The following is a 16,514-nucleotide window of genomic DNA, read 5'->3' as shown; positions in this document are numbered from 1 at the left end:
CGATGACGGGGAGCGCGGCCCGGCCCGCCTCCGTGCCGGCCGCCGCCGCGCTCCCCGTCATCGCGAAGCCGCCGATCCGCAAGCTCGCGAAGGACCTCGACGTCGACCTCCTCGAGGTGCAGGCCACCGGCCTCGCCGGCGAGGTCACCCGCGACGACGTCATCCGCCACGCCTCCCAGGCCAGCGTCTTCCGCAACATCCAGACCCCCGCCTGGGGCGACGACCGCGAGGAGCGGATCCCCGTGCGCGGCGTCCGCAAGGCGATCGCCGCCGCGATGTCGACGAGCGCGTTCACCGCGCCCCACGTCAGCGTCTTCGTCGACGTCGACGCGACCCGCACCATGGAGTTCGTCAAGCGCCTCAAGAACTCGCCCGACTTCGCCGGCGTCAAGGTCTCGCCGCTGCTCATCATGGCCAAGGCCATCATCTGGGCCGTCCGCCGCAACCCCACCGTCAACTCCGCCTGGACAGACACCGAGATCGTCGTCCGCCACTACGTCAACCTCGGCATCGCCGCGGCCACCCCGCGCGGACTGCTCGTCCCCAACGTCAAGGACGCCCAGTCGATGAGCCTCCTCGAACTGGCCCAGGCCCTCGAGAAGCTCACCCTCGACGCCCGCGACGGCAAGACCACCGCCGCCGACATGCAGAACGGCACCATCACCATCACCAACATCGGCGTCTTCGGGATGGACACGGGCACCCCCATCCTCAACCCCGGCGAAGTCGCGATCATCGCCCTCGGCACGATCAAGCAGAAGCCCTGGGTCGTCGACGGCGAGGTCCGCCCCCGCTTCGTCACCACGGTCGGCGGCTCCTTCGACCACCGCGTCGTCGACGGCGACGTCGTCAGCCGCTTCGTCGCCGACGTCGCCAGCGTGCTGGAGGAACCGGCGCTGCTCTTGGATTGAGCGGATTCCTCCCCCGTCGTCATCCGCTCCGCGGTCGGCTTTCCGAGGGGCGCGTGTCGTGGAGCGGGGAGCGTACCGCTACGGCGAATCGCTGGAACGCGATTCGGCGGTGAGCTCGGCGGTGCTCGATCGAGCGGATTCGTCCTTCGTCGTCATCCGCTCCGCGGTCGGCTGTACGAGGTGGGGGCGTTTCGTGGAGCGGGGAGCGTACCGCTACGGCGAATCGCTGGAACGCGATTTGGCGGTCAGCTCGGCCCTGCGGGCGAGCGTGCGCTGACGTGGCTCGGCCCTGAGGGCGAGCGTGCACGGATGCGGCTCGGCCCTTCGCTGTCGCGGGAGGGCGGGTGCTCTCCGCTGAGGGTGCGGTGGGCGCCGGCGCCTGCGACGGCGCGAGGCACGGGCCGCGGCTGCGCCGGCGGGAGCGGGGAGAGCGGGCGAACGGCAGCGGTCAGCGGGGGGAGACGGCGAAGGAGTGCAGGGCGAGGGCGTCGCTCAGGCGGGCGGCGACGCGGGCGCCGCGGACGCTGGTGCCCTGGGGGTCCAGCGGCGGGCTGACGACGGCGGCGCCGAGGCGGCCGGGAGCGGAGAGGACGAGGGCGCCCGAGACGCTCGACTTGGCGGGGACGCCGACCGCGCGCATCCAGCGGCCCGAGCCGTCGTAGACGCCGCACGTCGCCATGACCGCGATCACGTCGCGCGCGACCGACGCCGGCACGACCCGCTCGCCGGTCCCCGGGTGCACGCCGCCGAACGCGAGCGTCGCGCCCATCGCGGCCAGGTCGCGGACGTCGACCAGCACGGCGCACGCCCGGGCGTACGCGGAGACGGCGTCGTCGGCGCTGCGGTGCAGGGTGCCCTCCGCGCGCATCAGGTGCGCGAGGGCGTGATTCCGGTCGCCGAGGAGTTGCTCGTCGGCGGCGACGCTCTCGTCGACGGAGAGCGGGCGGCCGGCGAAGGCGGAGAGGCCGCGGAGGATCCGCTCGCTCCGGCCGTCGGCGTCGCCCCCGTCGACCAGGGCGGCGGTCAGCAGCGCTCCCGCGTTGACCATCGGGTTCGGCGGGCGCCCGGTGCCGCTCTCGAGCTTGAGGGCGTCGAAGGCCTCGCCGGTGGGCTCGATGCCGACGCGGTCGAGCGCGTCACCGCCGCTGTCGAGGAGCGCGAGCGCGAACAGGAACGGCTTCACGGCCGACTGGATGCTGAACCGCTCCTCCGCGTCGGCGCTCGCGCGGACGGACCCGTCGGGCAGGACGAGCGCGATCGCGCAGAGACCCGGGTCGGCGTCCGCGAGCGCGGGGATGCTGTCGTCGACCTCGCCCCCGTCGTCCGGCAGCACCTCCCGGCGCAGCGCCTCGAGGTCGAAGGCCAGGGGATCGGGGAGGGGGCTCATCCGTCCACTCTGTCAGGGCGGGGAGCCCGTCGCGTCCCGGGCCTCAGACGAGCCCGAACTCCGCGTCCAGCGCGTCCAGCTCCGCGGCGAACGACGCGCGCAGACTCTCCTTCTCGTCGGCGGGCAGCCAGGAGGCCTCCGCTCCGGTGAGCGCCATCGCGCGCAGCTGAGCGGCGGTCGCGCCGATCGGTCCGGCGGCGAGACGGTACTCGTCGGCGAGCGTGGTCGGGAACATCCCGGGATCGTCGGAGCACGGCACGACCCGCAGTCCCGCGTCGAGCATCTCGTGGGGGTGGCGGACGACCTCGCGGACCAGCTCGAGCGCCTCCTCCCCGCAGTGGCCCGCGGCCTGAGCCGGGACGGTTCCCGACGGGGCCCGCGGGTCCGCGCGGCTCCGGGAAGCCGGACGCGGTCCCGCGGGTCGGACGTCGCTACGCCGTGAGCGCGACCGCCGTCCACGAGACGGGCGGGAGGGTCAGCGTCAGCACGCCGTCCTCGAGCGTCGCCGTGGCCTCGCGCAGGCGAACGCGGTCCTGGTCGTCACGCGTGTTCTTCGCGTAGGGGTCCTCGTCGAACAGGGCCAGCGCCTCCGCGATGCTCGACACTCCGAGGCCGCTGACGTCGACGGTGACCTCGATCGGCTCCGTCTGCGACCGGTTCACCAGGAAGACGGCCGCGCGGCCCTCGTCGACGGTGGCGACGGAGTCGATGAGCGGAGCGTCGCCGTGACGGGCGGTCGAGTAGGTCCCCGCGTCGATCCGGGGGCGCAGCACCGAGCCGGAGGCCAGGCGCGCGGTGGTCGAGAACGGGAAGAACGTGGTCTGGCGCCACGCGGCTCCGCCCGGCTCGGTCATGATCGGCGCGATCACGTTGACGAGCTGCGCGAGGGAGGCGGAGGTGACCCGGTCGGAGTTCTTCAGCAGCGTGATCATCAAATTGCCGAGGACGACGGCGTCGGCGACGGAGTAGACGTCCTCGAGCAGGCGCGGGGCGTAGGCCCACTCGCGGGTGCTCTGGTCGCCCTCGGCGTCGGCCTTCTCCTTGGCCTGCCACTCCTCGAGGTACCAGACGTTCCACTCGTCGAAGGAGAGCTTGATGTCCTTCGTCTTCTTGAGCTTGAACTTCACGTGGTCCACCGTCGCCGCGACGGTGGCGATGAAGTACTCCATGTCGAGGGAGGAGGCGAGGAAGGAGCCGAGGTCGCCGTCGTACTCCTGGTAGTAGGCGTGGCACGAGACGTACTCGACGTCGTCGTACGCGTGCTCGAGGACCACGCGCTCCCACTCGCCGAAGGTCGGCATCGACGAGCTCGACGAGCCGCAGACGACCAGCTCGAGCGAGGGGTCGGCGATCTTGAGGGCCTTGGCGGTGCGGGAGGCGAGCTTGCCGTAGTCGTCGGCGCTCATGTGGCCGACCTGCCAGGGGCCGTCCATCTCGTTCCCGAGGCACCACATGCGGATGTCGTAGGGCTCGGTCCCGCCGTTGGCGATGCGCTGGTCGGCGAGAGCGGTGCCGGCCGGTCCGTTGGCGTACTCGAGGACGTCGAGCGCCTCGAGGACGCCGCGGGTGCCGAGGTTGACGGCGTACATGATCTCGCTGCCGGTCAGCTCCGCCCACTTCGCGAAGTCGTCCAGCCCGACCTCGTTGGTCTCGAGCGAGTGCCAGGCCAGGTCGCGGCGGCGGGGGCGCTCGGAGCGCGGGCCGACGCCGTCCTCCCAGCGGTAGCCCGAGACGAAGTTGCCGCCGGGGTAGCGGATCGTCGTGGTGCCCAGCTCCTTGACCAGCTCGACCACGTCGAGGCGGAACCCGTCCTCGTTCGAGGCGGGGTGGCCGGGCTCGTAGATGCCGTCGTACACGCAGCGGCCGAGGTGCTCGACGAACGAGCCGAAGAGGCGCGGAGTGACGGGGGCGACGACCGCGGCGGGGTCGAGGCTGATGCGCGCGGTGGCGGCGGGGGCGTCGGTCATGAGGGCCTTTCGGGCTTCGGGCTCCCGCAGCGGGCTCGGCGGCGAGCGGTCTTTCTAACGTTGTACACGATGGTCCGCCCCGGCTCGGCCGCTGTCAAGAGCGGCACCGGCCCCCTCCTGCCTCGCTGCTCGCCGCTGCCGACTGCGGCAGACCTCTTCGGGTGTCGCGTCTCCCCGCCGCCGCTCAGCGCACCTGTGCTCGACTGGGCGGGTGCCCTCCTCCGATGCCGCCACCGACGCCTGCTCCGAGCTCGCCGACCGCGCCGACGCCCTCGCGGCGTCGCATCCCCGCCCGCGCGAGTTCCTCGCGGCCGTCGCGAAGGACGTCGCCGGCATCCGCAGCGCTCCGCTCGGCGCCCTCGACCTGGCGCACGGCGGCCGCAACCGGGTCCGGGGGAAGGGCTTCCGCCGCCCCTACGACGACGGCACCCGCGGCCAGGCCCGCCACTTCGCCGGCGTCGCGGGCGCCACGCTGTACCTCGGCGGCCCGCTCGCGCACCTGTTCCTCCGCACCGTCGGCGGCGACGTCCGCGGCTCGGCCGACGACCGGCTGACGACGCGGGCCGTGGAGTGGAGCCGGCTCCTCCGCCGCGGCGAGCTGGCCGTCGCGGACGCGGGAGCGTGGATCCGCCGCGAGATCTGCGGCAGCGGGACCTGCGCCTAGGCCCCGGCCGACGCTCGTCCGACCGACGGGTCCTCCGCGATCGGCCGGCCCGCGGTCGACTCCCGGGCGACCACGGTGAACGCCGCCTCGTGGAGCGTCCCGGGGCCGGTGCGGGTGCCCTCGATCCGGGCCTGCAGCACCTCGACCGCAGTGCGCGCGATCTCGTCGCGCCCCGAGTCCACGCTGGAGAGGCTGGGGGAGGAGTAGCCCGCCTCGTCGATGTCGTCGAAGCCGATCACCGCCACCTCCTCGGGGACGCGGACCCCCGCCTCCTGGAGCGCGCGGACCGCGCCGAGCGCGAGGGTGTCGTTGAGCGCGAACACGGCGTCGAAGTCGAGCCCGGAGGCGAGCACGCGGCGCATCGCCTCGGCGCCGCCGGAGCGCCGCCACGGGCCCGAGACGCCGATCATCCGCTCGTCGTAGGCGATGCCGGCCTCGGCGAGCGCGGCGCGGTAGCCCTCGAGGCGGAGCGACGCCGAGCTGACGGCGGCGTCGGGGTGCGTCCCGAGCACCACGATCCGGCGCCGGCCGGAGGCGAGCAGGTGCGCGGTGGCCGCGTGCGCCGCCGCCGTGTTCTGCATGGTGACGTGGTCGACCAGCCCGGTGAAGATCCGCTCGCCGAGCAGCACCAGGGGGAAGCCGACCGCGAGCGCGTCCTCGTCGGCGAGGCCCAGCGGGCTGAAGAGCAGGCCGTCGGTGAGCTGCCGGCGCTCGCTCGCCAGGACGCTCCGCTCGCGCTCGGGGTCGCCGCCGGTCTGCTCGATCAGCACCGTCAGGCCGCGCTCGTCGGCGGCGCGCATCACGCTGTCGGCGAGCTCGGCGAAGTAGGGGAGGCTCAGCTCCGGCAGGGCGAGGCCGATCACGCCGGTGCGGCCGCGGCGCAGGCTCCGCGCGGAGAGGTTGGGGCGGTAGCCCAGCTGCGCGATGGCCGCCTGCACCCGGGAGCGGGTGGCCGGGCGCACGTGCGGATAGTCGTTGATCACGTTCGAGACGGTCTTGATCGAGACGTCGGCGGCGCGGGCGACGTCGTGCAGCGTGACGGCCACGGTCCTCCCTCCGCTCGGCCCTCACGCTACCCCGGGGCTCCGCTCCGGCCTGTCGCGGATCGACGCCGGGGCGGCGTGCGGGCGGGGCGCGTCGCCGGAGCAGGACGCGCCCCGCGGCCGATCAGGTGTACCAGCTGGGCTCGGGGACGGTGTCGAGCAGGGCGAAGACGCCGACCTCGCGGCGCTTGTAGGGCAGCGGATCGTGCAGGGAGTGGGTGCGGAGGTTCCGCCAGTAGAGGTCGAGTCCGACCGAGCTCGCGGAGGCGCGGGCGCCGGTCAGCTCGAAGACGCGGGTCGCCGTCGCGAGGCCGTCCTCCACGATCCGCGCCTTGGCCGCGGCGATCCGCACGGCGATCTCGCCGCGGCGCCGAGGCGTCAGCTCCTCGCGCGGAGCGTGCAGCGCGGCCGAGAGCGCGGCCCCCGTCGCGTCGATCAGCGCCTCGTCGGCCCAGAGCCGGGACTGCAGGTCGCCGTATCCCTCGAGCACGTACCACTCGTCGCCGGCGCGCTCCTTGTCGTCGCCGCCGTACGGCCAGGCCCGGGTGCGCTCGCGGGTGTACTGCGCCGCGTGCTCGAGAGCTCCCTGCGCGATGCCGAGGTAGAACTCGGCGAAGACCTGCTGGATGACGGGCACGTTGAGGGTGTTGTAGACGAGCGGACGGTAGACCCTGTCGACGAAGCCGGCCGCGGCCGCCCACGGCACGCGGACGCCGCGGATCTCGACGGAGCCGGACTCGGTGAGCCGCTGGCCGAGGCTGTCCCAGTCGCGGCCGAAGACGATCCCCTCCTGATCGGTGGGGACGATCGCGAAGAGGTGGGTGTCCGTCCCCTCGAGCACCCCCTCGAGCACGGTCAGGTCGCTGACCACGCCGCCGGTCGAGAACGACTTGCGGCCGGTGAAGACCAGCTCGTCGCCCTCGTCCCGCACGGTGAGGTCGGAGTCGCGGGGGTTCACCGCGCCTCCGTAGAGGAGGTCCCCCTCGGTCGCGAGCTGCTCGACCGCGATGATCTGCTCAGGGGTCCCCACGAGGCGGGCCGCCCAGGCCCAGAGGTAGTGGTAGCCGAGCAGCTGGCCGATCGAGCCGTCGCCGCGCGCGACGGTGCGGACGACGCGGAGGGCGGTGGTCCACTCCTGGGCACCGCCGCCGTGCTCGGCGGGCCCGAGCAGCGTGACGAGGCCGGCCGCCTTGAGCAGGGCGACCTCGGCGAAGGGGGCGGCGCCGGCGCGGTCGCGCTCGAGGGCGTCGGTCGCGAGCACGGCGGCGACCTCCTCGGCGCGGACGAGCCAGGCGTCAGGGGAGTCGGGCCGGGGTGCGGCCGACCAGTGCTCGGCGGCGGCGCCGATCGTCGTCGCGGCGTCGGCGCCGGCGGTCGTGGGTGCGGTGGTGGTCACGGTGTCCTCGTCTCGTCGGGGGCGGTGTGCAGCGACTGTGCCAGGGGCGAGGTGTCCGGAGCGAGGCGCGTGTCGCCCCGTGTCCGCGTGTGTCCGCGGATGACCGGCGGGCGCCTCTGCACGATTTTGACAATCGTTATCAATAGCCGTTAGCGTGGGGGCACCCGCCCGGCCCCTGACCCAGATCGGCTCACCGTGAAGACCCGCCTCCTCGCCCTCACCGCCCTCCTCGGCGGCACCGCGCTCGCCCTGAGCGGCTGCTCCGGAGCGGGCAGCGCCTCCGACAGCTCCTCCGCCGCCGCCGCGGGCGGACCCGTGAAGGTCGTCGCGTCGACGAACGTCTACGGCGACCTCGTCTCGAGCATCGGCGGCGACCTGGTCGAGGTGACCAGCATCATCGACAGCCCGGACAAGGACCCGCACGAGTACGAGGCCACCGCCCGCGATCAGCTCGCGGTGTCCGGCGCGACCCTCGTGATCGAGAACGGCGGCGGCTACGACCACTTCCTCGACACCATGATCAGCGCGGCCGGCACCGAGGCCCCCGTCATCACGGCCACCGTGATCGCCGGCCTGGAGGACGTCCACGACCACGCGGAGGAGGAGGAGTCGGAGGGCGGGCACGAGCACGCGGAGTTCAACGAGCACGTCTGGTACGACCTCTCGGTGATGAAGGAGGTCGCGGGGCGGATCGGCGACGAGCTCGCCGCGCTCGACCCCGACAACGCCTCCGCCTACTCCGCCAATCTCGCCACCCTCGACGAGGGGCTCGACGCCCTGATCGCCCGCGAGGGCGAGCTGAAGGGCACGCTCTCCGGCCGCTCCATCGCGATCACCGAGCCCGTCCCGCTGTACATGACCGATGCGCTCGGCCTGACCGACGCGACTCCCGAGGCCTTCAGCGAGGCGGTCGAGGAGGGCACCGACGTCCCCGCGACCACGCTCCAGGAGACGCTGGCGCTGTTCTCCGGCGAGGCCGTCGACGCGCTGATCTACAACGAGCAGACCGAGGGCGCGCAGACGGACGCGGTGCTCGACGCCGCGAAGGCCGCCGGGATCCCGGCCGTCCCCGTCACCGAGACGCTGCCCGAGGGCGACGACTACACCGGCTGGATGACCGCCAACCTCGACGCGATCGAGGGAGCCCTCTCCCAGTGAGCCACGACTCCCCGACCAGGCCCGTCTCCCCGGAGGCGGGCCCTTCGGCGTCCGTGCTGCGGCTGCGCGGCGCCGGCCTCCGCTTCGGCGACCGCGAGCTGTGGAGCGGCGTCGACCTCGACGTGCGCGCCGGCGAGTTCGTCGCGGTGCTCGGCGCGAACGGCTCCGGCAAGACGAGCCTCCTGCGCGCGGTGCTCGGCCAGCAGCAGCTGAGCGCGGGGGAGCTGCAGGTGCTCGGCGAGCCCGTGCACCGCGGCAACCGGCGCATCGGCTACATCCCGCAGCAGAAGCTCGCCGACGAGGGCACTCCGCTGCGCGCCCGCGATCTGCTCGGGCTCGGGATCGACGGCCACCGGTTCGGCCTGCCCCTGCCCTCCCGCTCCCGGCGCGCGGCCGTCGACGCGCTGCTCGAGGCCGTCGGCGCCACCGCCTTCGCCGACGCCCCCATCGGCAGCCTGTCCGGCGGCGAGCAGCAGCGCGTCCGCGTCGGCCAGGCGCTCGCGGGCGACCCGGCGCTCCTGCTCTGCGACGAGCCGCTGATCGCGCTCGACCTCGCCCACCAGCGAGCGGTCAGCGAGCTGATCGACCGGCACCGCCGCGAGCGGAACCTCGGCGTCCTCTTCGTCACGCACGACGTGAATCCGGTGCTCGGCATGGTGGACCGCGTGCTCTACCTCGCCGGCGGGCGGTTCCGGATCGGCACCCCCGACGAGGTCCTGCGCTCGGAGGTGCTCAGCGAGCTCTACGACGCACCCGTCGATGTGATCCGCGCCCGGGGCCGGGTCATCGTGGTCGGCGCCCCCGACCACTCGCACGTGCACGAGCACGAGGAGGGGCAGTCGTGACGGACGTCTGGTCGCAGATCTTCGACTTCTCCGACTACGGAGCGCTGCTGTCGCTCCTGATGAACTCGGTGATCGCCGGCGCGGTCCTCGGAGTGGTCGGCGGGCTCATCGGCGTCTTCGTGATGTCGCGCGACATGGCCTTCGCGGTCCACGGCATCAGCGAGCTCTCGTTCGCGGGGGCGTCCGCGGGGCTGCTGCTGGGCGTCGGCGTCGTCGAGGGATCGATCGTCGGCTCGCTGATCGCGGCGGTCCTGATCGGCGTGCTCGGCTCGCGCGCCCGCGACCGCAACTCGATCATCGCGGTGCTGATGCCCTTCGGACTCGGCATCGGCATCCTCTGCCTGGCCCTCTACCCGGGCCGCAGCGCGAACAAGTTCGGCCTGCTCACCGGGCAGATCGTCGCGGTCGACGACCCGCAGCTCGGGTGGCTGATCGGCATCTCGGTGGTCGTCCTCGTCGGTCTCGCGCTGATCTGGCGCCCCCTCACCTTCGCGAGCGTCGACGCCGACGTGGCGGCCGCGCGCGGCATCCCCACCCGGGCGCTCTCGATCGCGTTCATGCTCCTGCTCGGCCTCGCGGTCGCCGTCTCGGTGCAGATCGTCGGCTCGCTGCTCGTGCTCGCGATCCTGGTGACGCCGGCGGCCGCGGCGCTGCGCCTGTCCGCCTCGCCGGTGATCGTGCCGCTGCTGAGCGTGCTCTTCGCCGTCGGCGCGCTGGTGGGCGGCATCCTGCTCGCGCTGGGCGGATCGATCCCGATCAGCCCCTACGTGACGACGATCTCGTTCGCGATCTACGCGGTCTGCCGGATCATCGGCCGCAAGGGCGTCCGGCGCTCCCGGCTCGCCGTCGGCGGCAGGCGGTAGCGTGGCCCGGGTCGTGCGGAGTGGAGGTGGTCCAGTGGTCAAGCGCAACACGTGGCAGCGCGAGGCGGTGCGCGAGGCTCTCGGGCGTCGCGAGGACTTCGTCAGCGCCCAGGGCCTGCACAGTGCGCTGCACGCCTCCGGCTCGCCGATCGGGCTCGCGACGGTCTACCGCGCGCTCTCGGACCTGGCCGTGGAGGGCGAGGCCGACTCACTGCAGTCGCCCGAGGGCGAGAGCCTCTACCGCGCCTGCACGCCGGGGACGCACCACCACCACCTGATCTGCCGCCGCTGCGGACTGACGGTCGAGATCGCGGCCGACGAGGTCGAGGAGTGGGCGCGCTCGGTCGCGTCGCAGAACGGCTTCACGGACGCGCACCACGTCGTGGACGTCTTCGGGCTCTGCGCGGCCTGCACCACGGAGCTCGCCGAGGCCTGAGGCCGGTCCGGCCGGGAGCCCGTCCGCGGGCGACCGTCGATCCTGGTCCGGCTCAGGCCGGGAGGAACACCCCGATCGACCGGTCCTTCACCACGGAGCCGGCGGGCAGCACCCGCCCGCTCATCGCGAGGTAGACGCCCGGCGGCAGCAGCTGCACGGCGGCGACCGCGGTGCCGAGGTTGAACGCGGCATCGCTGTCGAGCATCCGTGCGGGCTGCATCGCGCCGGTGAGGACGACCACCCGATCGCGGACGACGCCGAGGGCCTCGGCCGTCGCGGTCATCGTGTCGGTGCCGTGGGTGAGGACGATCCGGTCCTCTTCGGCGGCGAGCACCCGCTCGCGGATGAGGGCCCGATCGGCGTCGTCGAGCTCGAGGCTGTCCTTGGCGAGGACCTCCTCGACGCGGAACTCGAGCGTGGTGAGCACCGGGGCGAGCAGGCGCGGCACCATCGGGGCGCCGATCTCGAGCTCGCCCGCGAGCGAGTACTCCTTGTCGACGGTGCCACCGGTGGTGAGGACGAGGATGCGGTCAGTCACGCGATCAGACTAGGCGCCGCCTCCGACACCGGCACGTTCGTGCGCACTGGCCGCGCCACGGCGGCGGCGGCGGCCCGCATCGGGAACGATGGAGCGCATGACATCCTCCTCCCCCTCCCTCCTCCGCACCGGCGCCAAGGTGCTCCTCGGCTCCGCCCTCCTCTTCGCGGGGGTGAGCCACCTCACCCGCAAGCGGGAGGAGTTCCAGGCGCAGGTGCCCGAGTGGGTGCCGCTGGACAAGGACGCGGTCGTGCTCGCCTCGGGCGTGGTCGAGATCGGGCTCGGCGCCTCGCTGGTGCTCGCGCGCCGACGGGCGCCGCTGGTCGGAGCCGCGGCCGCCGCCTTCTTCACCGCGATCTTCCCGGGCAACGTCTCGCAGTGGGTGACGCGGACGAGCGCCTTCGGCCTCGACACCGACCGCAAGCGCGCCGTGCGCCTCGCGTTCCAGCCGCTGCTGGTGGCGTGGGCGCTCTGGTCGACCCGGCGTCCGCGGGGCTGATCCCACTCGGCGGGCGGCTCGGAACCGGCCGCGAGCGCGTGCCGTCCGCCGCCGGCCGCGGAGGATTCCCTTCAGACGCCGTGCTGCGCCTCGGCCAGCAGCGGCGCGAGCAGCTCCTCGATCCGGCGCCGTGCCCCCTCGGCGTCGCCCGCGGCGATCGCCTCGACCAGCTCGGCGTGCTGCCGGGCGTGCACGTCCTCCTCGCCGACGACGTCCTCCTCCAGCACCGACTCGAACATGCCGGTGAGGCCGTCGTAGAGCTCGACGAACAGGTCGTTGTGGGTCGCGACGACGACGGCCCGGTGCAGCGCGGTGTCCGCGGCGATCCGCTCGGCGAGCTCCGGCGCCTCCCACGAGCGGGCCCGGCGGGCCAGCAGGGCGCGGAGGGCGGCGACGTCCTCCCCGGTGCGGCGCTCGGCCGCCAGCGCGGCCGTCGCCCCGTCGATCGCGAACCGCAGCTCGAGGCCCTCCCGGCGGGCGGCGCTCGGGATGCGGCGTCGCAGCGACTCGGCGAGCTGCGAGCGCGCGGTGACGAACGTGCCGCGCCCCTGCTCCCGCCGCACGAGGCCCGCCTGCACGAGGGCCTGGACGGCCTCGCGGACGGAGTTGCGTCCGGCGCCGGTCCAGCGGGCGAGCTCGGCCTCCACCGGGATCCGCTCGCCGACGGCCCAGCGGCCGGAGCGGATCTCCTCGTGGAACAGCGCCGTGACGTGGTCGATCACGCTCTCGCGCTGGAACGGCGCCGCGGGGCTAGACTCGCCAGGATTCATCCCATCATCCTATCTCTCGGGGACTCCATGACCGCAGCACCGACGCTCCGCGCCACCGCCCTCCTGGCACTCGCCGCCATCGCGATCACCGCGCTGAACCTCCGCACCGCCGTCACCGGCTTCAGCCCGCTGCTCGACACGATCGGCGCCGATCTCGGCTTCGGGCCCTCGCTCTACGGGGCGCTGGGGACGATCGTCACCGCCTCCTTCGCCGTCTTCGGCTTCGTCGCCGCGGCCGTCTCGCGCCGGATCGGCCTGGAGCGCACGCTCGCGATCGCGACGCTGGTGACCACGCTGGGCATCGCCCTCCGCGCGCTCAGCCCGAGCCCGGTCGCGCTGGTGCTCTCGACCGTCGTCGCCTTCGCGGGCGTGGGCACCACGAACGTGCTCATCGTGCCGATCGTGAAGCGGTACTTCGCCGAGCGGATCAAGACGGTCAGCTCGCTCTACCTGGCGCTGCTGCAGGTGGGCCAGTTCGTCGCTCCGCTGGTCGCGGTGCCGCTGGCCTCAACGGCGGGGTGGCGCTGGGCGATCGGGATCTGGGCCGTGATGACGGCCGCGGCCTGCCTGCTCTGGGCGGCGCTCGCGGCCCGCGGAGGAGGCGGGGCGGCCCCCGCCGCCGCCGGCGGCCGCGTGGACGGGGCGTGGCGCACGCCGCTGCTCTGGGCGATGGTGCTGATGCTCGGGATGACCGGTCTGCACACCTACGGGATCATCACCTGGCTGCCGACGATCCTCGTCGACGCGGGCGCGGATCCGGCGCAGGGCGGGGCGCTGCTGGCGCTGTTCTCGGTGTTCGGCCTCGCCGCCGCCTTCGTGGTGCCGCCGCTGACGCTGGGGATGCGCAACCCGGTCGTGGTCGTGGTGGTGTGCTGCGCGCTGCTCGCGGTCGGCTACGCCGGCCTCGTCGTCGCTCCGCTGGAGGGAGCCGTGGCGTGGGTGGTCTGCCTCGGGCTCGGCGTCAGCACGTTCCCGATGACGCTGACGCTCGTGAACGCGCGGACGCGGACGACCACCGGCTCCTCGACCCTCTCCGGCGCCACGCAGGGGCTCGGCTACGGGCTCGCCTGCCTCGGTCCGCTGCTGATCGGCGTGCTCTACGAGGCGCAGGGGGACTGGAGCGGCGCGTACGCGCTGCTGTTCGCCGGAGTGGCGGTGCTGCTGGTCAGCGGGATCGTCGCGTGCCGTCCGCGGTTCCTCGAGGACGAGGCGGCGCTCCGCCGGGCCTGAGCGGTGGCGCTCAGCGCGACGCGGCCGGAGCGAGCGCGGAGACGATCCGCGCCAGCCCGAAGCGCCAGGCGCTCTCCACGTCGCCGCCGAGGGTGAAGGCGCCGGTGATCTCCATCCCGATGAACCCCGTCGCCCAGGCGGTCAGCGTGCGCGCCGCCTCGAGGGCGTCCTCCTCGCCCGCCAGCTGCGCGGTGAGGTCCAGCAGGCGGGCGCTCGCCGCGTCGCGGTACTCCTGGGCGGTGACGGGCGTGCCGGGAGCGGGGGCCATCACGAGGAGGAACGCGGCCGGCCGCTCGTGGCCGAAGGCGCGGAGGCGGTCGGCGAGCGCGGCGGCGTCCGGGGCGTCGGCGAGGCGGTCGGCGAGCACGGTCAGGGCGTCCGCAGCGACGAGGCGGATCAGCGTCTCGCGTCCCTCGACGCGCTTGTAGAGGGAGGGGGCGCGGACTCCGACGCTCTGCGCGACGGCCTGCATCGTGACCCCGGCGAGCCCGTCGCGCTCGAGGAGCTCGCCGGCGGCGCGCACGATCGCCTCGAGGGAGGTGCGGTCGGGAGTGGGCATGGGCCGAGTATAGCTATTGACAGTAGCCATCATGGCTAACTAGCGTAGCCATCATGGAACTCGGACCCCACCTGCGCCGCATCGGCACCGACATCGTCGCCGTCCACCTCGTCCACACCGACGAGGGCGTCACGCTCATCGACGCCGGCCTGCCCGGTCTCTGGCCGGAGCTCCTGGCCGAGCTGCGCGCGATGGGCCGCACCCTCGACGACGTGCGCGGCGTCGTGCTGACCCACGGCGACTCCGACCACGTGGGCTTCGCGGAGCGCCTGCGCCGCGACCACGGCGTGCCGGTCCACGTGCACGCCGCCGACGCCGAGCGGGCGAAGGGCGGGGCGAAGCCGAGGACCGCGACACCGCGGCTGCGCGTCCTGCCGCTCCTCGGCTTCGCGGCCTACGCGCTGCGGAAGGGCATCGCGACGGTCCCGCCGCTCACCGAGGTCGTCGAGGTGCACGACGGGCAGACGCTCGACCTGCCGGGCGCTCCGCGCGTGATCGCGCTCCCGGGCCACTCCCCGGGGAGCATCGCCGTGCACGTGCCGCTGGCCGACGCGGTCTTCGTCGGCGACGGGCTGACCACCCGCCACGTGCTCACCGGCCGCACGGGTCCGCAGCCCGCGCCCTTCACCGACGAGCCGGAGCAGGCGCTCGCGTCGCTCCGGGCGCTCCTGCCCACCGGGGCGCGCTGGGTGGTCCCGGGCCACGGAGCGCCGTGGAGCGGCGGGATCGAGGCGGCGGTCCGGCTGGTCGAGAGCGCCTGAGGCCCGGAGCCGCTCAGGAGGCGGGGACGAGCTTCCAGCGGTCGGCGAGGATCTCGAGGCCCTTGTCGAAGGTCGCCGACCACGCCGTGACGTCGTGGGCGCTGTCCGGCACCTCGAGGTAGGTGGCGCTCATGCCGGCGGCGACGGCCGCGGCGTAGACGGTCTTCGCTCCGGGGAGGAACGAGGTGTCCTCGGCGCCGACTCCGAAGATCGCGACGGTGCCGGTGTAGGGGGCGTTCGCCGCGAGGACGTTCACCGGCTTCGCGGCCTCGTAGGCGGCCTGGTCGCCGCCGAACCCCTGCGCGACCGTCGCCGCCTCGCTGCCGAGGGTCGGCGCGAGCTCGCCCGAGGCGTCGACGATGTTGCCGAAGAGCGACGGGTGGCCGGCGCCGAGCTGGATCGAGCAGGTCCCGCCCTGCGAGAGGCCGCCGATCGCCCAGTGCTGCGCGTCGCCGAGCACCGGGAGGTTCGCGCGGATCCAGTTCGGGACGTCGACGGTGAGGTAGGTGGCGGACTTCCCGAGCGGCGAGTCGACGCACATCGGGTTCCTGTCCGGATCGCCCAGCTGGTCGGGCGACACGACGATCGGGGCGAGGCCGGCGTGCGCGGCGGCGTAAGCGTCGAGGGTCTGCTGGAACTTCTCGGTCGAGAGCGGATCGGAGGGCGACCCCGGCTGCCCCGAGAGCATGATCATCACCGGCAGCAGCGGCGGGGTCGCGGTGAGGGCCGCGGGCGGGAGGTAGACGACGGCGTCGCGAGCCGGGAAGCCCGACGCGGTGGCGGGGATGGCGACCGTCGAGACCGAGCCGACGGCGGGCATCCCGGCCGGGGCCGTCCAGGTCGCGAGGTCCGAGTGCGGTCCGTCCGCGGCGGCGACCGGCACGGAGGAGTCGGAGTAGGCGCTGATCCCGAGCGCGCTGCGCACCGTGGGGTACTGGCCGAAGTCGATGTTGACGGTCATCGCGGCCGCCGCGACGATGAGCACTCCGGCCGCGAGCGATGCGAGCACCCCCCGCGCGCGGCGGCGGGCGATCGCGTGCCCCAGGACGACCAGGGCGACGCCCAGCCCGCCGATCCCGAGGCCGATCGCGACCCTGGTGACCGGCGTGAAGTCGACGCCGAACGGGCCGTCGGGCCCGTCGACGAGGGCGGCCAGGGCGGCACCGCCGATCAGGCCCAGGAGGAGGACCGCGACGGCGATCCCGCCGCGTCGGGAGCGCCCGCGGCGGGGAGCGCGGACGTGAGCGGCGAGCAGGAGGAGGAGCGCCGCGATCGCGAGCACGTAGACGGCGACGACGAGGGGGCCGGAGACGAGGCTCAGGTCGAGGAGAGAGGTCATGCGTCGATCCGGTCGGAGGGTGCTCGGGCGGGCGTCAGTCTGGCGGCGGTCTCTGGAGGAGAGCCGGGAGCTGTCGGGAGCGATTCTCCTCCCCGAGCGCGGATCCACCGAGCTCTCCACCGATCGGGCGCAACCCCGCGCGCCGCGC

General features: G+C 73.9%; 18 protein-coding genes. 9 read left to right on the top strand and 9 right to left on the bottom strand.

What is annotated here, in order from left to right; translation table 11 throughout:
• Nucleotides 1-911, top strand: a 911-nt coding sequence (locus C5C39_RS13090) for a dihydrolipoamide acetyltransferase family protein (RefSeq protein ID WP_146083943.1), incomplete at its 5' end; no start/stop codon positions are given.
• Between the two features lie 448 nt (nt 912-1,359).
• On the opposite strand, the gene glsA is transcribed toward C5C39_RS13090, so the two are convergent.
• From glsA to C5C39_RS13070, 3 genes are all read right to left on the bottom strand, one after another.
• Nucleotides 1,360-2,298, bottom strand: coding sequence for a glutaminase A (glsA, locus tag C5C39_RS13080; protein WP_104353565.1), 939 nt, complete (start codon nt 2,296-2,298; stop codon nt 1,360-1,362).
• Between the two features lie 43 nt (nt 2,299-2,341).
• A complete protein-coding gene (locus tag C5C39_RS13075; protein WP_258075838.1) occupies nt 2,342-2,614 on the bottom strand; it encodes a hypothetical protein in 273 nt (90 codons plus the stop codon).
• 115 nt (nt 2,615-2,729) lie between these two features.
• Nucleotides 2,730-4,265: an alpha-N-arabinofuranosidase gene (locus C5C39_RS13070; RefSeq protein ID WP_104353563.1), complete on the bottom strand. Its 1,536-nt coding sequence runs from the start codon at nt 4,263-4,265 to the stop codon at nt 2,730-2,732.
• Nucleotides 4,266-4,476: 211 nt separating this feature from the next.
• On the opposite strand from C5C39_RS13070, the gene C5C39_RS13065 reads away from it, so the two are divergent.
• Nucleotides 4,477-4,929: a hypothetical protein gene (locus tag C5C39_RS13065; RefSeq protein ID WP_104353562.1), complete on the top strand. Its 453-nt coding sequence runs from the start codon at nt 4,477-4,479 to the stop codon at nt 4,927-4,929.
• On the opposite strand, the gene C5C39_RS13060 is transcribed toward C5C39_RS13065, so the two are convergent.
• Together C5C39_RS13060 and C5C39_RS13055 are read right to left on the bottom strand one after the other, a co-directional pair.
• Nucleotides 4,926-5,975 carry a LacI family DNA-binding transcriptional regulator gene (locus C5C39_RS13060; RefSeq protein ID WP_104353561.1) on the bottom strand — a complete coding sequence of 350 codons (1,050 nt, stop codon included), beginning with the start codon at nt 5,973-5,975 and terminating at the stop codon, nt 4,926-4,928. The two genes, C5C39_RS13065 and C5C39_RS13060, sit on opposite strands and share 4 nt — an antisense overlap.
• A 121-nt stretch (nt 5,976-6,096) precedes the next feature.
• Nucleotides 6,097-7,368, bottom strand: a complete 1,272-nt coding sequence (locus tag C5C39_RS13055; RefSeq protein WP_258075837.1) for an acyl-CoA dehydrogenase family protein — start codon at nt 7,366-7,368, stop codon at nt 6,097-6,099.
• A gap of 195 nt (nt 7,369-7,563) precedes the next feature.
• On the opposite strand from C5C39_RS13055, the gene C5C39_RS13050 reads away from it, so the two are divergent.
• From C5C39_RS13050 to C5C39_RS13035, 4 genes are read left to right on the top strand one after another with little or no spacing between them, the layout of a single operon-like run.
• Entirely contained in the window at nt 7,564-8,526 is a 963-nt protein-coding gene (locus tag C5C39_RS13050) for a metal ABC transporter solute-binding protein, Zn/Mn family (RefSeq protein ID WP_104227226.1), read from the top strand.
• Entirely contained in the window at nt 8,523-9,371 is an 849-nt protein-coding gene (locus C5C39_RS13045; protein WP_104227225.1) for a metal ABC transporter ATP-binding protein, read from the top strand. The genes C5C39_RS13050 and C5C39_RS13045 overlap by 4 nt, the downstream gene beginning before the upstream one ends.
• Before the next feature lie 59 nt (nt 9,372-9,430).
• Nucleotides 9,431-10,234 carry a metal ABC transporter permease gene (locus tag C5C39_RS13040; RefSeq protein WP_104353567.1) on the top strand — a complete coding sequence of 268 codons (804 nt, stop codon included), beginning with the start codon at nt 9,431-9,433 and terminating at the stop codon, nt 10,232-10,234.
• Between the two features lie 34 nt (nt 10,235-10,268).
• Nucleotides 10,269-10,670, top strand: a complete 402-nt coding sequence (locus tag C5C39_RS13035) for a Fur family transcriptional regulator (protein ID WP_104296046.1) — start codon at nt 10,269-10,271, stop codon at nt 10,668-10,670.
• Between the two features lie 52 nt (nt 10,671-10,722).
• Here C5C39_RS13035 and C5C39_RS13030 read toward each other — a convergent pair whose 3' ends face one another.
• Nucleotides 10,723-11,208 carry an asparaginase domain-containing protein gene (locus C5C39_RS13030; RefSeq protein ID WP_104224541.1) on the bottom strand — a complete coding sequence of 162 codons (486 nt, stop codon included), beginning with the start codon at nt 11,206-11,208 and terminating at the stop codon, nt 10,723-10,725.
• Between the two features lie 88 nt (nt 11,209-11,296).
• Between C5C39_RS13030 and C5C39_RS13025 the strand changes: the two genes are divergently transcribed.
• Nucleotides 11,297-11,707: a hypothetical protein gene (locus C5C39_RS13025; protein ID WP_181027249.1), complete on the top strand. Its 411-nt coding sequence runs from the start codon at nt 11,297-11,299 to the stop codon at nt 11,705-11,707.
• 71 nt (nt 11,708-11,778) lie between these two features.
• On the opposite strand, the gene C5C39_RS13020 is transcribed toward C5C39_RS13025, so the two are convergent.
• Nucleotides 11,779-12,477: a FadR/GntR family transcriptional regulator gene (locus C5C39_RS13020; RefSeq protein WP_104353560.1), complete on the bottom strand. Its 699-nt coding sequence runs from the start codon at nt 12,475-12,477 to the stop codon at nt 11,779-11,781.
• Nucleotides 12,478-12,504: 27 nt separating this feature from the next.
• On the opposite strand from C5C39_RS13020, the gene C5C39_RS13015 reads away from it, so the two are divergent.
• Nucleotides 12,505-13,707 (top strand): MFS transporter, encoded by a 1,203-nt coding sequence (locus tag C5C39_RS13015; RefSeq protein ID WP_104256448.1) that lies wholly within the window; start codon nt 12,505-12,507, stop codon nt 13,705-13,707.
• A gap of 10 nt (nt 13,708-13,717) precedes the next feature.
• On the opposite strand, the gene C5C39_RS13010 is transcribed toward C5C39_RS13015, so the two are convergent.
• Nucleotides 13,718-14,266, bottom strand: a complete 549-nt coding sequence (locus tag C5C39_RS13010; protein WP_104353559.1) for a TetR/AcrR family transcriptional regulator — start codon at nt 14,264-14,266, stop codon at nt 13,718-13,720.
• Nucleotides 14,267-14,319: 53 nt separating this feature from the next.
• Between C5C39_RS13010 and C5C39_RS13005 the strand changes: the two genes are divergently transcribed.
• Nucleotides 14,320-15,027: an MBL fold metallo-hydrolase gene (locus tag C5C39_RS13005; RefSeq protein WP_104251043.1), complete on the top strand. Its 708-nt coding sequence runs from the start codon at nt 14,320-14,322 to the stop codon at nt 15,025-15,027.
• Between the two features lie 13 nt (nt 15,028-15,040).
• Here the strand turns inward: C5C39_RS13005 and C5C39_RS13000 are convergent, their stop codons facing one another.
• Nucleotides 15,041-16,366 carry an esterase family protein gene (locus tag C5C39_RS13000; RefSeq protein WP_104353558.1) on the bottom strand — a complete coding sequence of 442 codons (1,326 nt, stop codon included), beginning with the start codon at nt 16,364-16,366 and terminating at the stop codon, nt 15,041-15,043.
• Nucleotides 16,367-16,514: the final 148 nt, after the last annotated feature.

Origin of the sequence: Rathayibacter sp. AY1F3 (genome assembly GCF_002931975.1) — a bacterium.
GTDB lineage: Bacteria > Actinomycetota > Actinomycetes > Actinomycetales > Microbacteriaceae > Rathayibacter.
This window is presented reverse-complemented; position numbering and strand designations above follow the sequence as displayed.